The organism is Hungatella hominis, assembly GCF_014288005.1.
Taxonomy (GTDB): domain Bacteria; phylum Bacillota; class Clostridia; order Lachnospirales; family Lachnospiraceae; genus Hungatella; species Hungatella effluvii.
In genome coordinates this window covers 71,311-86,676 of the sequence record NZ_JACOPB010000004.1, presented here as the reverse complement: position 1 = coordinate 86,676, position 15,366 = coordinate 71,311, and the positions used below count along the sequence as shown (strand labels likewise).

Annotated in this window: 13 protein-coding genes; all 13 read left to right on the top strand. The window is 46.7% G+C overall.

From position 1 onward, the window contains the following. Nucleotides 1–195: 195 nt before the first annotated feature. The 13 genes from H8S75_RS10920 to srtB all read left to right on the top strand — a co-directional run bounded on the left by H8S75_RS10920 (nt 196) and on the right by srtB (nt 15,341). On the top strand, nt 196–630 hold the full coding sequence (locus H8S75_RS10920; RefSeq protein ID WP_187021529.1) for a hypothetical protein: 435 nt from the start codon (nt 196–198) through the stop codon (nt 628–630). Nucleotides 631–644: 14 nt separating this feature from the next. Beyond that, nucleotides 645–1,871 (top strand): bacterial transcriptional activator domain-containing protein, encoded by a 1,227-nt coding sequence (locus tag H8S75_RS10915; protein ID WP_243007794.1) that lies wholly within the window; start codon nt 645–647, stop codon nt 1,869–1,871. Nucleotides 1,872–1,997: 126 nt separating this feature from the next. Continuing rightward, on the top strand, nt 1,998–2,462 hold the full coding sequence (locus tag H8S75_RS32670; RefSeq protein WP_242352737.1) for a hypothetical protein: 465 nt from the start codon (nt 1,998–2,000) through the stop codon (nt 2,460–2,462). Nucleotides 2,463–2,502: 40 nt separating this feature from the next. Further along, nucleotides 2,503–7,281: a DUF7604 domain-containing protein gene (locus tag H8S75_RS32665; RefSeq protein ID WP_187021526.1), complete on the top strand. Its 4,779-nt coding sequence runs from the start codon at nt 2,503–2,505 to the stop codon at nt 7,279–7,281. Then, nucleotides 7,274–7,933, top strand: coding sequence for a hypothetical protein (locus H8S75_RS10900; protein ID WP_187021524.1), 660 nt, complete (start codon nt 7,274–7,276; stop codon nt 7,931–7,933). Before H8S75_RS32665 ends, H8S75_RS10900 begins: the two co-directional genes overlap by 8 nt. Nucleotides 7,934–7,935: 2 nt before the next feature. Next, nucleotides 7,936–8,562: a BsaA family SipW-dependent biofilm matrix protein gene (locus tag H8S75_RS10895; protein ID WP_187021522.1), complete on the top strand. Its 627-nt coding sequence runs from the start codon at nt 7,936–7,938 to the stop codon at nt 8,560–8,562. A gap of 75 nt (nt 8,563–8,637) precedes the next feature. Further along, nucleotides 8,638–9,531 carry a BsaA family SipW-dependent biofilm matrix protein gene (locus H8S75_RS10890; RefSeq protein WP_187021520.1) on the top strand — a complete coding sequence of 298 codons (894 nt, stop codon included), beginning with the start codon at nt 8,638–8,640 and terminating at the stop codon, nt 9,529–9,531. A gap of 31 nt (nt 9,532–9,562) precedes the next feature. After that, the gene (locus H8S75_RS10885; protein ID WP_187021518.1) at nt 9,563–10,516 is read left to right on the top strand and encodes a BsaA family SipW-dependent biofilm matrix protein; all 954 of its coding nucleotides are present in this window, start codon (nt 9,563–9,565) and stop codon (nt 10,514–10,516) included. Nucleotides 10,517–10,537: 21 nt separating this feature from the next. Next, nucleotides 10,538–11,062 (top strand): signal peptidase I, encoded by a 525-nt coding sequence (locus H8S75_RS10880; RefSeq protein WP_187021516.1) that lies wholly within the window; start codon nt 10,538–10,540, stop codon nt 11,060–11,062. Further along, on the top strand, nt 11,043–11,882 hold the full coding sequence (locus H8S75_RS10875; protein WP_187021514.1) for a BsaA family SipW-dependent biofilm matrix protein: 840 nt from the start codon (nt 11,043–11,045) through the stop codon (nt 11,880–11,882). Before H8S75_RS10880 ends, H8S75_RS10875 begins: the two co-directional genes overlap by 20 nt. Before the next feature lie 32 nt (nt 11,883–11,914). After that, a complete protein-coding gene (locus H8S75_RS10870; protein ID WP_187021512.1) occupies nt 11,915–12,874 on the top strand; it encodes a BsaA family SipW-dependent biofilm matrix protein in 960 nt (319 codons plus the stop codon). Between the two features lie 70 nt (nt 12,875–12,944). Further along, complete coding sequence (locus H8S75_RS10865) at nt 12,945–14,537, top strand: BsaA family SipW-dependent biofilm matrix protein (RefSeq protein ID WP_187021510.1); 1,593 nt, start codon at nt 12,945–12,947, stop codon at nt 14,535–14,537. Nucleotides 14,538–14,543: 6 nt separating this feature from the next. Next, nucleotides 14,544–15,341: a class B sortase gene (gene srtB, locus H8S75_RS10860; protein WP_187021508.1), complete on the top strand. Its 798-nt coding sequence runs from the start codon at nt 14,544–14,546 to the stop codon at nt 15,339–15,341. The last annotated feature ends 25 nt before the right edge of the window (nt 15,342–15,366 follow it).

Genomic DNA, 15,366 nt, shown 5'->3' with positions numbered 1-15,366 from the left:
TTTGTAACGGAAGAAAAATGCACATAAAAGTCGATATATAGACCATGTATTAGTTGTTTACAAATCGTGGAAAAGATATTCTTGTATAAATTAAAAAATACTTATATAAAAGTAAAATATACTTTTGTAAAAAAAAGCGCATTTCCGTAAAAAGAAATAGGCGGTCAGGAGTACAAGAGGAAGTCAGGTGATGGTATGGAAATCAGCTATGACGGTATGATACCCGGAGGAGTGATCATCAGCGTGGATCACTATGAAAATGATGAGATGAGCGGAAGGCTGTATCATCTTTATGCAGATGAGTGTGAGAAATTTCACAGTGTATTGGATATGGTGAAGACTCTGGAACGGTTATTTGACAGGATACAATCTCCAAAACGTGCAATGGAAGAGAGATATTTCCATTCGGAGACAGAACCTCAGAGGGTAAATGAGGAAAGACCGGCTGTTCCGGTTATGAAGCGTCCCATTGTGCGAAAAGGCATGAAAGCGACTTTTGCGGTCTATGTATGCTATCGCCGGAATGCCAGCTGGCAGGGACAGGTGATGTGGGAAGAGGAAAAAAAGAAAGTGAATTTCCGAAGCGTGCTGGAACTGCTGAAGCTGATGGACAACGCGATGGGAGATTAACAGAGGGAACAGAGATGGAGAACAGAATGTTTGGAACGATGGAGATTCGGATGCTGGGGGGATTTACCATATCTTACGATGGGCAGGAGATAGCCCTGGGACGCAGCAGCACAGCCAAATTTATTCAGCTTCTTCAGATCGTATGGCTCCATGGGGAAAAGGGCATTTCGAAGGAACAGGTGATGAACAGCCTTTATGACAGGGAACAGGTTTCCAATATTAATAACAGTTTGAATAATCTGATTTACCGTATGCGCAGACAGATGGTGCAGGCCGGATTGCCGGAAGCCATGTATATCTGCAATCAGGACGGGCTCTGCGTAATCGATGAGTCGATTCCGGTAAATGTGGATGCAGCTGAATTTAAAAGATTGATGGAAAAAGGAAATCTTTCAGTTGGAGAGAGTGAAAAAGCTTCTTATTACGTGAAGGCGGCAAAGCTTTATCAGGGAGAGTTTCTGCCGGCGCTGTCCACGGAAACCTGGGTTATGATGGAAAGCCTTCAGTTAAAACGTGTGTTTGAAACGTGTGTCAGGTGGCTGGGAGACTATTTAAAGAAGCAGAAGGATTATGAAGCGGCATACCGGCTCTATACGAGAGCGGCGAAGATCTATCCCTTTGACGACTGGCAGGTTCACCAGATTGACAGCCTGATCTGCCGGGGGGAATATAAGGAAGCGTACCGTCTTTATGATAAGACTGTGAAACTGTATTCCGATGAACTTGGAATCCCGCCGTCGGGTCCCATGCTGAAATGTTATCAGAGGATGAGCGGGAAATTAACCTGCTGTCCCAATGAGCTGCAGGTGATCAAGTCGGAACTGGAAGAATTTGAGGAGGAGGGAGGCCAGTATGGAGAGGGCGCATACTGCTGCTCTTATCCCAGCTTTCTGGATGCGTACCGTTTGATGAGCCGTATTATGGAGAGAAGCGGCCAGTCCGTTTTTTTGATGCTCTGTACACTGGTTGACTATGAAGGGAAAATGATTCAAAACCAGGAAAAACTAAAAAAACGCTCGGATCTCCTGAAGAATGCAATACAGCAGTCTTTGCGCCGCGGAGACGCTTATACAAAATACAGCAATTCTCAGTATCTCGTACTGCTGGTGGGAACGAAGCAGGAGGACTGCTCGGTGGTATACCGCAGAATTAACCGTAAATTAAAGGAACTGGCGGGGCCGAGAGCAGAACTGAGTTTTAACGTCACATCACTTTCCAACCTGCACAGGGCCCTGGATTAGAGTAAAAGTATCCGCATATCAGAGGATACTTTTATTGCGTTCAGAGTAAAAAATACAAAATTTTCCATTTGCGTGATGGGTTTGATGATATGTGAATTGATAAAGTAGATACATAAGGTGATCAGTATGGAAAATATTAAGAGAATGATTTCAGCACCAAACCTGCTGAATATTTGTATAGACAGCAGTAAAAACGGAGAGTGCGGCGGACGAATCTGGTACTTGTATAAGAACTGGCCCGTCCCATTTTCAAATACCGTAGATTTAATAAAGAAGATGGATGGTTTTTTCGATAAGTTGAATTACCCGGAGGCATCAACGGTAAGCCGGACATTTTATATGGAAGAGAAAAGCCGGAAACCGGAGGAGAAAAAGGAGGCAGTGGCGCAGATGGCTGTTCAGGAATTGTTGGAGAAAAAGGGCGATGAGGCTACATTTATTATTTACGTAAAATATAGACAGAACGCAACCTGGCAGGGTGAAGTCATCTGGGCGGATAAAAAGAAAAAGAAGTGCTTCCGCAGCGCACTGGAACTGCTGAAAATGATAGACAGCGCGTTGGATCATGGAAAGATTGATACAGAAGGCTGAACGAAAGGGTCTGAGAAAGGCAGGAGTTATGATGAGTTTTGTGAATAGACAATTTTATGAAAAACATAAAAAACGCCGGCTGGAGAAGCTGTGGCGGCGCAGCCTGGCCTGGCTTCTGGCCGTTTGCATCTGTCTGGGAAATGTGAACATTGCTGCTTTTGCTACGGAATCCGTGGAAACAGGAGGAACTGGAGCGACTCCCAGCAATGCAAAGAAAGAGAATTCTGCAACACCGAGCAACGCAGACCGTTCTGCATCGGAAATATGGCTTCCTGATGGAATGATGAAGGGAGCAGAGCTGTTAGAAGAAGCGGAACGGGCGGTTACAAATGATTACCGGTTCGATTTTAACAATTTAATGAAAATGATCGATGCAGGGAATCCGGACGAAGCGGAAGATGAATCGGATACCGGCAGCGCTGAGCGGTATAAGAAGTTATTTAAGGGATATGACAGTTTTACTCTGTTTTACGATAATGGAAAGTTTGGCCGCCTGGGCGGCGACAGCGAGGAGGCGTATGCATATATCCTGGTGCGTGTTCCAAAAGAAACCTATCATGCTTATCTTACCGGAGAAGATTCCGTCAGGACCGCAACTGCTTCGGAGGCTGATGCGGCAGAAGGCGGCTACAAGTTAAAGGGGGATGAGGATATCATCTTCCTCTATGTAAATGCCGGTGAGCAGGATGTGTCCTTTTACTTGAATCTGGAGGATGTCGAAGCTGGTGAGGTGACAGTTCCGAACGCGGATGCGATTTGGGAAGAACCGGATAAGCCTGATAAACCGGAAGTGAGTCTGCCGGCTGAGGGCGGTGTAAATGGAACGCCGGCGGAAAGCGCGGATCCGGATACAGCGGCTGATCCCGGCAAAAATAAAGATGAGGCAAATCCGGAGAACCCCGCACCTGACCGGAATGAAGAAATTGGTGAAAATGAGGAGAGCGGGGGAGCGAAGGAAACCGGAGGGACGCAGGAGAACGGCGGAAAAGCGGAGGCCGGAGTGACGCAGGAAAGTGGCGGAAAGGTGGAAGCCGGAGTGACGCAGGAAAGTGGCGGAAAGGTGGAAGCTGGAGGAATGCAGGAGAGTGGCGGAAAAGCGGAAGCCGGAGGAACGCAGGAGACCGGAGGAAAGCAGGAAGCCGGAGGAAAGCAGGAGAATGGCGGAAAAGCGGAAGCCGAAGTAAAGCAGGAGACCGGAGGAAAGCAGGAAGCCGGGGGAATGCAGGAGAATGGCGGAAAGTCGGAAGCCGGAGGAACACAAGAGGGTGGAGGAAAGCAGGAGAATAACGAAAAACCAGAAACTGGAGGATCGCAGAAAACCATCAATACTGCCGGAAATAAAGCTACATTTATAAACGCGGATACAAGCAATAGGAAAGAAAACTCTGAAGCCTCAGAAACGGAGAAATCGGCAGGAAATGATACTCAGAATCCTGAAGCGAAATCGAATGCCGCTGCTAAAACAGAGTTAAAGATTTCCAGTTCCAGACATAACGTGTTTACTTTAATGGAACCGTTGGCCGATGAGGAAGAACTGAATGAGTCTGAGGATGAGATGACCTTTGAAGAGTGGCAGGCGATGATAGGGGATGATCAGGACGAGGATGAGTATGATGACAGCGATAATGCGGTTTATGATGAGGAAGAGGGAATTATCCATTTAAGTCTGAATGTTCTTCCGGCAGCCGTGGCGGAAGTAAAGAAAGAACAGCCAAAAAGAAATTTCTTCAGCAGAGCGCTATTTAAGGCACAGGATACTACAGAACGAGCGGTGCTGCAGGCGGGTGTTACCAGTGTAAGCAATTTAGTGCCGAAGGTTTCAGGGGCGCATAAGCAGATTGAATATCTGGGCGGAGATGATTACAGGCTGCATCTGGATATTGCGGGAGGCGGAACTCCGCTGGATATTTTACTGGTGATTGATACTTCAGGGAGTATGGCGTGGAATCTGACAAACAACAGTGAGGCCTCTAAAGGAAATTCAAGACTGGATAAGATAAAAAAGCTGCTTGGCTATAAAAGTGGGAGAACAGAGGTGGATGGATTTATTGACAGTATTCTGGAGAAAAATTCAGAGAGCCGATTTGGAATTGTTTCCTTTGATAAAGCGGCGAATGCGGAATTGTTGTGGTCGAATAATTTAAGTAAGATAAAGGAAGCGGTGGGCAGCTTAACTGCTCAAAATGGAACCAACTGTGAGGACGGATTATGGGAAGCGTCTGAGATGTTAAAAAATGTTGAATCAGGCCATATTCCCTATATGATTTTTCTCAGTGATGGTCAGCCTACTTTTTACATGTCACAAGGCAAGTACGGAGGAGCAGATACATTTGAGGGTATTGGTTCAAATGGTACAAGACGCGGCTCCGGTTATACAAATGAAGATTATACAAGTCAGACTATTTCAGCAGTTACCTGTAAAAATGGATTCAGAGAGTTAAACAGAGGATTGATTTCTTATGCTGTCAATATAGGCGGCGGTGCCAGCAATAAGTTACTAAATGCCATTGCAGAAGATCCGGGAAGAGTTATTACCGCAGCGAATGATACAGCACTGACATCAGCATTTACAGTAATCTTAGAGTCTATGGAATTAAAGAATGTAAAGATAACAGATACTCTTAGCCAGTGGGTTGAGCTGAAAGATCAGTCTCTGTCAGATGCGGTAGTTAAGGTGACGACAAACGGCGGTGAAAAATTGCTCGATCGCGGTAAATACCGTTTGAGTTACAATAACCAGACGAGAACCGTAACGCTGGATTTAGCAAAAGCTACTTCTAATGGTATTTTAAACAGAGATGCAGCTTACAGTGTCTCTTTTGAAATAAAGGTCAGCGACCGTGCAAAAGACTATTATCATGAGACAGGTCAGTATCCCGATACTGGCGAAGAGGAAACGGACTACGGGGGGAATACTACAAGCAGCGGCCAGGCGGGATTTTTCTCAAATGACAGTGCCAAAGCGACCTGGAGCGGCAATACAGAAGGTTTTACATATCCCAGGCCGGTTGTGCAGGCCCCCTATGAACCGGATTATAAAAAATACATTAAGGATAACGGCAATGGAACGTATGATCTGACTCTGAATGTAAGATCAACTGTAGAGTCTTCAAACAGCACAACGACAGAAAAGATCCCTGTTGATATTGTGTTTGTACTTGATGAATCAGAAAGTATGAAATATTCAATGTCGGGTAATAAAAATCCCGCAGAGGGTAAATCCAGAAAAGATATTGTCAATGCAGCAATTGAAAAAATGATTCATAATTTAGGCCTGAAAGGCTGCGATGCAAGATATGCAGGAGTACATTTTTATGGAACATCAACTGGTTTGGGAAATAAAATTAAATATTTCGGAGAAGTAGCTCAAGTACTTCCTGCTGTTACGGATAAAGATTGGCCAAGTGTAACGGGTAATTATCGAACGGAATTAAACATTGAGAATCCTGTATTGGGAACTTATCCGTATCTGGGTCTGGAGAAAGCGATTGAATTACTGGGTACAGGATCAACGGCACACCAGGGTGCAGAAAACCTGAAACGATACATTGTGTTTTTGACGGATGGAGAGCCTTCAGAGGATGATGAAAAGGAAGAAGCGACAAAATCCAAAGTTCAGCTTGAGAAGCTAAATAAGCTGGGCGATGTTACCTTTTTTGCAATTGGGTATTCTCAAGATGCGCTGAGTGAAGATGGTTATTTATATATAATTGAGAACTATATGAAGACTTCAACACCAAATATCAAGACAAATTTCCTGCCAGCGGCTGGAGAAGGAGATACGGATCCCGTATTCAATGCCATTGAGAACGAAATTCTGAATACACTTCAGAAAAATACATATGGTGTGACCGGTGTAACAATTACAGATGAGTTAAGCGATTACGCCGATTTTGTTACGACGGATCCGTCAAAAGTAACGATAGCCATCAACGGTAAGGCAATGACTGCTGAAGAGTATGGGAAAGCAGTTTCAAGCATAGCGATTTCTGAAAGAACCGGAGAGGCGCCGGCGAAAATTGTCGTAACATTTAAGGCGGACTATGAATTGAAAAAGGATGCTGTATACAGTGTAACATTTGGTGTGAAACTGACGGACAGAGCATATCAGGACTACGCAGCCAATACAGCCGTGAATCCTGACGATCCCTATGGTGGAATCACGGGTGACAGGGGTACCGATGCTCCTGGCAATGATACCAGTTCCGGCAAACCCGGATTTCATACAAATGCGGAGGCGACTCTTCAGTATTCTGTAGGCACCTCCCATGGGACTCTGGAATACGATCATCCGGTACTTCAGGTAAGTGTCGGGAAGGTAAGACTTACAAAGATTGTCGATGGAGCCGCAGGAGATCCGGAGGATCAATTTCTCATCCATATGTACCAGGGGGATTCCAGTTATACGTCGGCTGCCTTGAAAAACGGAGAGATAAGTCCATATATCCCTGTTACGAAAAGCGGGGTATTCCGGATTGATGAATCGGTTCCCATGGAATATCGGAAGGCCGGGACATTCCTTGTGGTAAAGGATGCAAAAAGTGGTAATGTGGCAGACGGACGGCTGAACGGAACGGAAGTTACGGTGAATCCGGGTGATGATTTATTGATTGAGGTTCATAACGAATTCGGGCACAAACCGTATTTTCACGCGGCAGCAGCAGTAACGAATTATACCAATGGAAGCGCGGAGGTCCCTTTTAATCAGGAAGGACCGGTAAATACCTCACTTCCGGAATCACCGGTAGCAGCTGCCGTAGATCCGGGGGAACGGCGTGTGGCAATCAAAATATTAGAGGAGGATGAGAGGCTTGCCTGAGAAAAAACGAAATATTGTAAAAATAATGAGTCTCGTCTTTCTTGTGATTGCGGCTGTTGGAATCGGAGTTACGGGAGCAAGTATCAGCCACAGAATGGAGCTGACGAACCAGATTCGAACACCGACTGTGAGTGTGGAGGTTCGTGAAGAGGTTGGATCGGTAGAGGATGGACTGAAGACAAAAAAAGTAAAGTTTGAAAATACAGGTAATGCAGATGTATTCCTCCGCGTCTCATACGGTGAGACATGGACTTATCAGGAAGGGGAGCAACGTATGATTCTTCCCAATGAGCCGGAGGGAAAAGAAGCTGCCGTAAAAAATTGGAATACAGACGGAAGCTGGCAGGAGGGCGGAGATGGCTGGTTCTACTATACAAGGGTTTTAAAACCGAAGGAAAGTACGCCGTATATACTGACGGCCGTAGATTTTAGAAGAACTGCGGAACTGTCTGACCAGCGTTACCGCACAGCCGGGTACGAACTGTATTTCCGAACAGAGACGGTGCAGGCCAGCGACCAGCTGGAGGCAGCGTTGGACGCGGTGGGAGCCGTATTCGAAACCAGCTTTCAGGTGAAAGATCAGAGGCTGACAACAGAGCTCTGGAAGAGCAGCAAAGATTCGTTATTACTTGACTGGAGAGGAGGAAACTGATTTTGAAAAGGAAACCCATAAAATTAGCTGTTATCCTCGCAGCCTTTGTCCTTTTAACAGGGATAGGAGGAAGCTGGGCCAGCTATAGTAATACGGTACAGATCAGAAATCCCCTTGCAACAGAAAAGAGTGGTGTGGAACTGGTAGAAAATTTTAATCCCAACAGCACATTCCTTCCGGGAGAAACCGTTGAGAAGAAGCCCTTTTTCCGGAACACAGGCGAGTTGGATTTGATTCTTCGGGTTAAGGTTTTAGAAAGCTGGAAGGACAGACAGGGGAATCCCGTGACGACAAATCCGCCGGATACCGAAAAAGTGAGCAAAAACTGGACAGATTCGTGGAAAACAGACTGGTTTCTAGTCGGTGATTATTACTACTATAAACATGTTTTGAAGAAATCCGGATCAGAAGGAAGTGTGACGGAAGATATCTTAAAGAGTCTGACACTCAGCCCGGAGGTGAGCAATGATCATCATGACTATGATTACAGCGGCCTCGTCTATGAACTGAAGTTTACGTCAGATGCAGTACCTGCGGACAGTCTTTCTCTGGAAAGCTGGAGCGGACAGATTAACGGGGAAAATACGAAGGGGATTGCCTTTGACTGGAAGGGACTTCTCGCACCGTAAGAATGAAATGTTTGTTATCAAAGGCGGTTTTATCCGTCTGCAAGATAAAAAGGAAAAATCAGGAGGAAAATCATAATGAAAAAGAAAAACGTATTAGCTTTGGCAGGGGTACTGGCCGTTTGTGCAGTTGGAGGAACCATGGCGTATTTTAATCAGACCATGGAGGCAGAGAACGTATTTGATACAGGAAAATATGGCAGCACCATGGTGGAGGATTTTAAACCGTCAGAGGGCCAGAATTGGGAGCCGGGTGCAACCGTAAATAAGGTGGTTAAAGTAGTCAATACCGGAAATTTACCGGTCGTAGTACGTGTAAAGATGGATGAAAAATGGATCAATAAGGATGACGATACGTTAATCAAGGAAGCCAGCACGGCAAAAGCGGCATCTGATGCTGCGAAGGCAGCTGGCGTGGCTGGAGCGAACCAGTTGGTAACGGTTTATCAGGGAGATCCGGAGGATGGACAGTGGGCAGTCGATGATTCCGTAGTAAAGAAAGCATTGAACGAATCCGGGAAATGGATCTACCGTGAAGAAGATGGCTATTACTACTATGCCGATGAATTAGGAGCGGGTGATCCGACCGATGCGTTCCTGGAGTCAGTAACACTGATTGAGAATGCGGATATGGGACAGTATGCCAAAAAGAAATACTATACGTTTGATGCAGACGAAGCAACGGAAAACTGGGTGGAGTTTCCGACCGACAGTAAGGGTGAATACGTATCGGAAAAAGATTTGAAAGCAGAAATAGGAGAAGAGAATTATGCCAAAATCCAGCATTTCAAATCGGATATTATACCTGGAGCAAATCCTGGATACAGCAATGCCGACTATACGCTGACCATTACAAGCCAGACCGTACAGGCGACAAAGCAGGCAGTAAATGCAGTTTTCGGAAATAACAGTGAATTTACACTTACAGGAACAAGCTGGTCATTGAGAGATGAGACGGTCGGCAATCAGTAATTATTGAAAACAGGAACAGGAGGAATTACATATGAAATTAAATAAGAAAATATTTGCAGTAAGTGGTCTTGCGGCACTGGCAGTGGTTGGCGCTACATGGGCTTACTTCAATCAGTCAACATCCATTACGAACCCGTTGAGCACAGGAACTTATGCAACCTCCATGGTTGAGCGGTTCACCCCTAAGACAGATTGGCAGCCGGGCGTAACCGTTGACAAGTGGGTCGCAGCAGAGAATACCGGCGATTACGATGTGCTGGTACGTGTAAAAATGGATGAGTCATGGACGAGAAAGAGCGAGAGTAAGCCGTTCGCTACGATTAAGAGTATTAACGGAGTACCTTTTACAGACGTGGATGCGGAAAGCCTTCTGGCTATGCAGTATGATGGAAAGGCCTTCTCGGAGGACGGAGCCAGAGACGGCCTGGTGCCGGCCTATGAAGCTGTCTCGGATGATGCCGCTTTTGATGCACAGGATCACACGGTTGTGTATAAGAATCTGGATACAGCAAACTGGGAATATCATACCGATGGTTACTGGTATTATAGGAAGGTATTGCCGGCGGCCACTAAAGATGCCGATGGTAAAGCAGTTGCATCCACAACAGAGACTCCGCTTATGACTGCGATTACGCTCGCTAAGAACGTAGATACCGGTAAGTATACAGACGGAACACTTCTGGATTATGCAGTAACAGACGAAGACGATAAGAGTAAGATTGCAGATGATGTCTGGAAATCAAGCGGACTCTCTTCCTTAACGGATATCTATGATAAGAAATTAAGTAAGGAGGAGAAAGCGGAGATTGATGCAGGGACTAAGTATCTCTGGAGCCGTTCCACATCGAAGACAGAGGATGGTCTGGAGGGCTATTCTGATGCCAACTATGCATTAAATATTACGACAGAATTTATTCAGGCGACGAAAGACGCGGTAGAGAGCGAATGGGGAACAAATTTACCGGTTTCAGGATTGTTACAATAATAAACCCAGCAGGGAGATACCATGAAAATAGTAAAAGGATTGGTCGGCATAGCATCCGGGATCGTTTACGCCTGTATTCTCTGCTATCTGCTGATCGCCTCACCAATGATCGCCGGATACAAACCGGTTGTAGTACTCAGCGGCAGTATGGAGCCAACGTACCATGTAGGAAGTGTAATTTACTATAAACACACCGCTTTCGCCAATATCCAGGTAGGTGACGCCATCACATTCCGCGCAGGAACGGATGGTATGGTAACCCACAGGGTGACATCGAAGAGTGAACTGTCAGGAACCTTTACGACAAAGGGAGATGCAAATCCAAGCGAGGACCCCTCTCCTGTGGAATACTCGAATGTAATTGGTAAAGTTCTGAAATTCAGCGTTCCATATGCGGGATACTTCGTAGCATACAGCAAGAATTTTACAGTAATCGGTATGATGGCTGGTATTATCATACTGAATATAATTTTAGACAGCCTTTTCCCCAAAAAGAAGAAGGAGGAAGAAAGGACAGAGAATAAAAATGAGGAGAAACTATCGTAAGGCAAGACAAATAGTTTCCCTGGGAGCACTGGCCGTTGTTCTGATTATTGGCGGTACTCTGGCCTATTTTAATCAGGATTTGTCAGCCTCCAATGTATTTCTGACCGGCAAATATGATACAGACCTCCATGAGGAATTTAAGCCTCCGGGAGACTGGCAGCCGGGGGTGGAAATTCCAAAGAAGGTCGACATAAAAAATAAAGGAAATGTAGATGTTGTGGCAGTAGCCAGGATGACAGAGAACTGTGTGCGAAAAGAGGATGTCTTCATAACGACCTATGAAACGGTGGATGGCCGGAAGACAGAACGCCAGGAAAAGATAGCATCGAAAGGTGATGTGCTTCCTTTGCAGTTTGAAGATTCAGATGGGACGCAGCAGGAATTTGCTCTGAAGAATTTTGGCAGTGATGTCGTGCCGTATGCAGAAGCGAAATCGCCCGAAGAGTATCGCAACAAATGGGTTTACACCTACGATGAGAACAGTAAGGCGTATTACTTTATCTATATGGGGCTGATTGAAGGCGGAAATACTTCGCCCGGTCTTCTTGAGAGTGTTACCATGAATCCCAGGGCACAGGCAACCGTAACACATACGAAGCTGGTATCGGATTACGATAAGGAGAATAAAAAAGACCGATATACATTCTCTTATGATACGAATTCGTTTGGTTACGACAGTGCGGAGTATCGGCTGAATATTACGGCAAAGACCGTCCAGGCCACAAAGGACGCGGTTGACGAAGTGCTTACAGGGAACCGGGAAATGGTTCCGGAAAACTTTGATAAACTGGCTGCTTCTTTAAAAGAGATGTGCCGGTGAGAACAAGATGAAAAAGAAAGAGGATAAAAAAGATGAGAAAAAATAAAAAAGCATTCATGGGCCTCGCCGCCCTTGCAGCAGTAGCCGTAATCGGAGGAACCTGGGCATACTGGAACCAGGATTTAAGCGCGGTCAATGAGTTTGAAACAGGCAAATACGATACGGACATCACCGAGACCTTTACCCCTCCGGCTCCTGGCGAATGGGTTCCTGGCGTAGAGGTGGAGAAAAAGGTAACCGTTACCAATAAGGGAGACGTAAAACTGGCGGCTCTCGCAACCGTTAATCAGGTATGGGTCAGAACCGAGGACGTAATCGATACGGATGACGAGAACGAAGGCCAGCCAATTCCTCCAAAGGCAGGAGAATATTTTGACCTGATGTTCCAGAACGGTGATGCGATGGAATACGCTTCGATTGTAAGCTGGGGCAGCGAAGTGGTGGCGCTTGAATCCGTAAAGGATGCGGCAGCAGGTATGGGCATTACAGCTACGGTAAGCGGTCTTGACGATACAGCAGCAGCTGGAAAATGGGTGATGGTAAACGCAGTGAATACGAAGGATACAGACGGAAAAGAAACAAACTCCGACGGAAAAGGCTTTTCTGACGTACAGTTTATCTACAACGGAATTGTTGAAGCAGAGGGAACCGACGGCAAAGATGCAACCCCATTGCTTTTAGAGGGCGCTACTTTGAATAAGGCCATCAATACGACCATCACCGCGAAAAAGACAACCACCTCTGTCGATGAAAACGGAAATACGGTAACCAGGACAGAGACTACAAAGAATGCAGCCTTTGGTTATGACAGTGCGAAGTATACCATGACAATCAATGCCACCACCGTTCAGGCGACAAAGAGTGCGATTGAAGAGATTTTCGGCGCAAAAAATATAAACAAGGATCAGATTGATGAATTCCTTGCTGTAAATGGAAATCATCTGATGGCGGAAGAACTGCCGGCAGAGACGAATGAAACCGTACAGCCATAATCCGGTGAGCGGTGGAGGCCCCCGTTATAAGGCCCCTGATTTTAAAGCAGCAGACAGGAGATAGAGAGATATGAGGAAAGGCGGACACAAATTATTAGGGCTGGCGGCGCTGGCATCACTGATGCTGATCGGTGGGACGTGGGCGGCATGGACTCAGGAGATAACGGCAGGCAATGAGTTCATGCCTGGAACCTATGAGACCTCTCTTGACGAAAAGTTCACTCCTCCAACGGACTGGTCCCCGGGTACGGAACAGGAAAAACGGGTCCGGATCAGCAATAAGGGGACCGTTCCGGTGATGGCTAAGGCTGTTATTACGCAGAGCTGGATTCGCAGGGAGGATGTCTATGCCACACGGTTAAACGCTTCCGGTGATGTTGTGCAGGAGCCGGTGGCACCTTTCAAAGGCGAAGCGTTTCCTCTGACCTTTCAGACGGATGAAGGTGAGGAGTATGCCTCTATCCCTAATTTCAATAAGAATGCGGTGGTACTCCTGGACTCCGGAAAGACGGCGGACAGCTCGCTCAGCCTGGGGCTTTCGGCAGTCAGTACCGTGGACGCGGCCAGAGGGAAATGGCTTCTGTTGAATGAAGTGCCGGACGCAAAGGGCCAGTACACACTTTATTACATGGGAATCATCGAACCAGGCAGTTCTACGCCGGAATTTCTGGAAAGCGTGACGCTGAACCGGAAACTGGGAAGGACGATTACCGGAAAGGAAACCCGTTTTATCAAAATGGAGGACGGTTCCACAAAGAAGGTTACCATAGACAGCGTCAACGCCGAGTTTGGATATGACTCTGCCAAATACACCATGGACATCAAGGGCTCCACCGTGCAGGCGACGAAGGCGGCTGTGGAGGAGATCTTCGGAACGGGAGATGAGACGCTTGCCTATCTGGCCGGCCAGGTGGCGGAAAGCGGGATATTTGAATCCGCCGAGGTGAAGACCCTGAAATTTGAGGAGTTAAACGGCAGGATGGTATACATTCCATACAGAAATGAGGAAGGAGCCGAGACGGGCAACTGGTTCATGAGCTTTACCGACATGGTTCCGGGCGGAATCTATAAGGATAAGCTGTCCATAGAAAATGCCTCGAAAAAGAAATACAGACTCTATGCACAGGTGGTCCCGAGAGAACAGGATACAGTCAAAGCCCAGCTTCTGGACTTAATTACCATGAAAGTATACTATCAGGGGACACTGATTTACGATGGAAAGGCCACGGGAGCGTCTCTCATTACGGAGGAAGGACTGAACCGGGCGGTTCCGCTTGGAACCTATGCCTCCGGGGATAAAGGAGTCATCGAGGTTGAGTTATCGCTAGATCCGACGCTTAAGCTGGGAGACGGAAGAAGTGAGAAGTATGCAGGAGTTCTGACGAAGGTTGACTGGAAATTCATGGTGACCGAGGTGAAAGCTCCTGATGGAGGCGGCTCAGACAATCCGGGTAAGCCTGATCATAATACAGTCGTTACCATTCCCGACAGCCCGGTTCCGGCAGGCGACTTAACGGTAATTGAAGACAGTCCGGTGCCCCTTGCCCTGATTCCAAAGACCGGAGATACCACACCATTAATCCCAATGATTGCGACAGTCATCGGAAGCGGTATCGCCTTACTGTACCTGGCCGAAAGGCTTCGAAGGAAAAAAGAAGATTAAACCGATATGAAAAGAAGAGTATATCAGATTTTATTTCCAGTGATATTGGCCGTGTTCCTGATTTCGTCCGGATTCCTTGTGAAAACACTGTATGAATACCGGAAAGCAGAAGAGGAATACGCAAAAATAGCCGGGCAGACGGTAAAAGTGCTGCCCGGCACTTCTTATAATAAGAGTGCGGATAATAAAAGTACAAATAGTACACATACAGAATCCGTGGATTTGGAGCGGATTCTGGTGATTGATTTTGACAGCCTGCGGCAGACAAATCCTGATATAACCGGATGGCTTGATATTCCAGGGACATCGATCAGTTATCCGGTGGTCCAGGCGCAGGACAATGCCTTTTATCTGAGCCACGGAGTCGGCAGGCAGAAAAGCGGATCGGGCGCTGTGTTTATGGATTACAGAAATGAGGCCGGGCTTTCGGACGATAATACGATTCTCTATGGCCATAACATGCGCAGCGGCTCGATGTTTGGCGGTCTGAGAAAATACAGGGATTCCGAGTACCGGGAAAGCCGGCCGTTCGTTGATTACTACGTGCCAGGCCTGCGGATCCGTTATGCCGTCTATGCCTGCTATGAAGAGGAGGCCGAAGCGGAAAAGTATTCCGTGAAATTCGGCGGTGAAAGCGAAAAAGAGGCATTTATCTCCGATGCAGTCGAAAAATCGCTCTATGCTACAGGAATTGTTCCCGATCCGGCCAGCCATACGATGATGCTCTCCACGTGCATGGGAAACGGATATACCAGGAGATGGGTTGTACAGGCGGTCGAGCAGGAGCGCCTGCCGCTGGAATAAGACGGAATAGCGTCTCCCCAAGAGT

Excerpts from the sequence above, each read along its gene's own strand:
- H8S75_RS10920 (WP_187021529.1), top strand. The coding sequence starts at position 196 with ATGGAAATCAGCTATGACGGTATGATACCCGGAGGAGTGATCATCAGC.
- H8S75_RS10915 (WP_243007794.1), top strand. The coding sequence starts at position 645 with ATGGAGAACAGAATGTTTGGAACGATGGAGATTCGGATGCTGGGGGGA.
- H8S75_RS10890 (WP_187021520.1), top strand. The coding sequence starts at position 8,638 with ATGAAAAAGAAAAACGTATTAGCTTTGGCAGGGGTACTGGCCGTTTGT.
- srtB (WP_187021508.1), top strand. The coding sequence starts at position 14,544 with ATGAAAAGAAGAGTATATCAGATTTTATTTCCAGTGATATTGGCCGTG.
- H8S75_RS10875 (WP_187021514.1), top strand. The coding sequence starts at position 11,043 with ATGAGGAGAAACTATCGTAAGGCAAGACAAATAGTTTCCCTGGGAGCA.
- H8S75_RS10885 (WP_187021518.1), top strand. The coding sequence starts at position 9,563 with ATGAAATTAAATAAGAAAATATTTGCAGTAAGTGGTCTTGCGGCACTG.
- H8S75_RS32670 (WP_242352737.1), top strand. The coding sequence starts at position 1,998 with ATGGAAAATATTAAGAGAATGATTTCAGCACCAAACCTGCTGAATATT.
- H8S75_RS10865 (WP_187021510.1), top strand. The coding sequence starts at position 12,945 with ATGAGGAAAGGCGGACACAAATTATTAGGGCTGGCGGCGCTGGCATCA.
- H8S75_RS10880 (WP_187021516.1), top strand. The coding sequence starts at position 10,538 with ATGAAAATAGTAAAAGGATTGGTCGGCATAGCATCCGGGATCGTTTAC.
- H8S75_RS10870 (WP_187021512.1), top strand. The coding sequence starts at position 11,915 with ATGAGAAAAAATAAAAAAGCATTCATGGGCCTCGCCGCCCTTGCAGCA.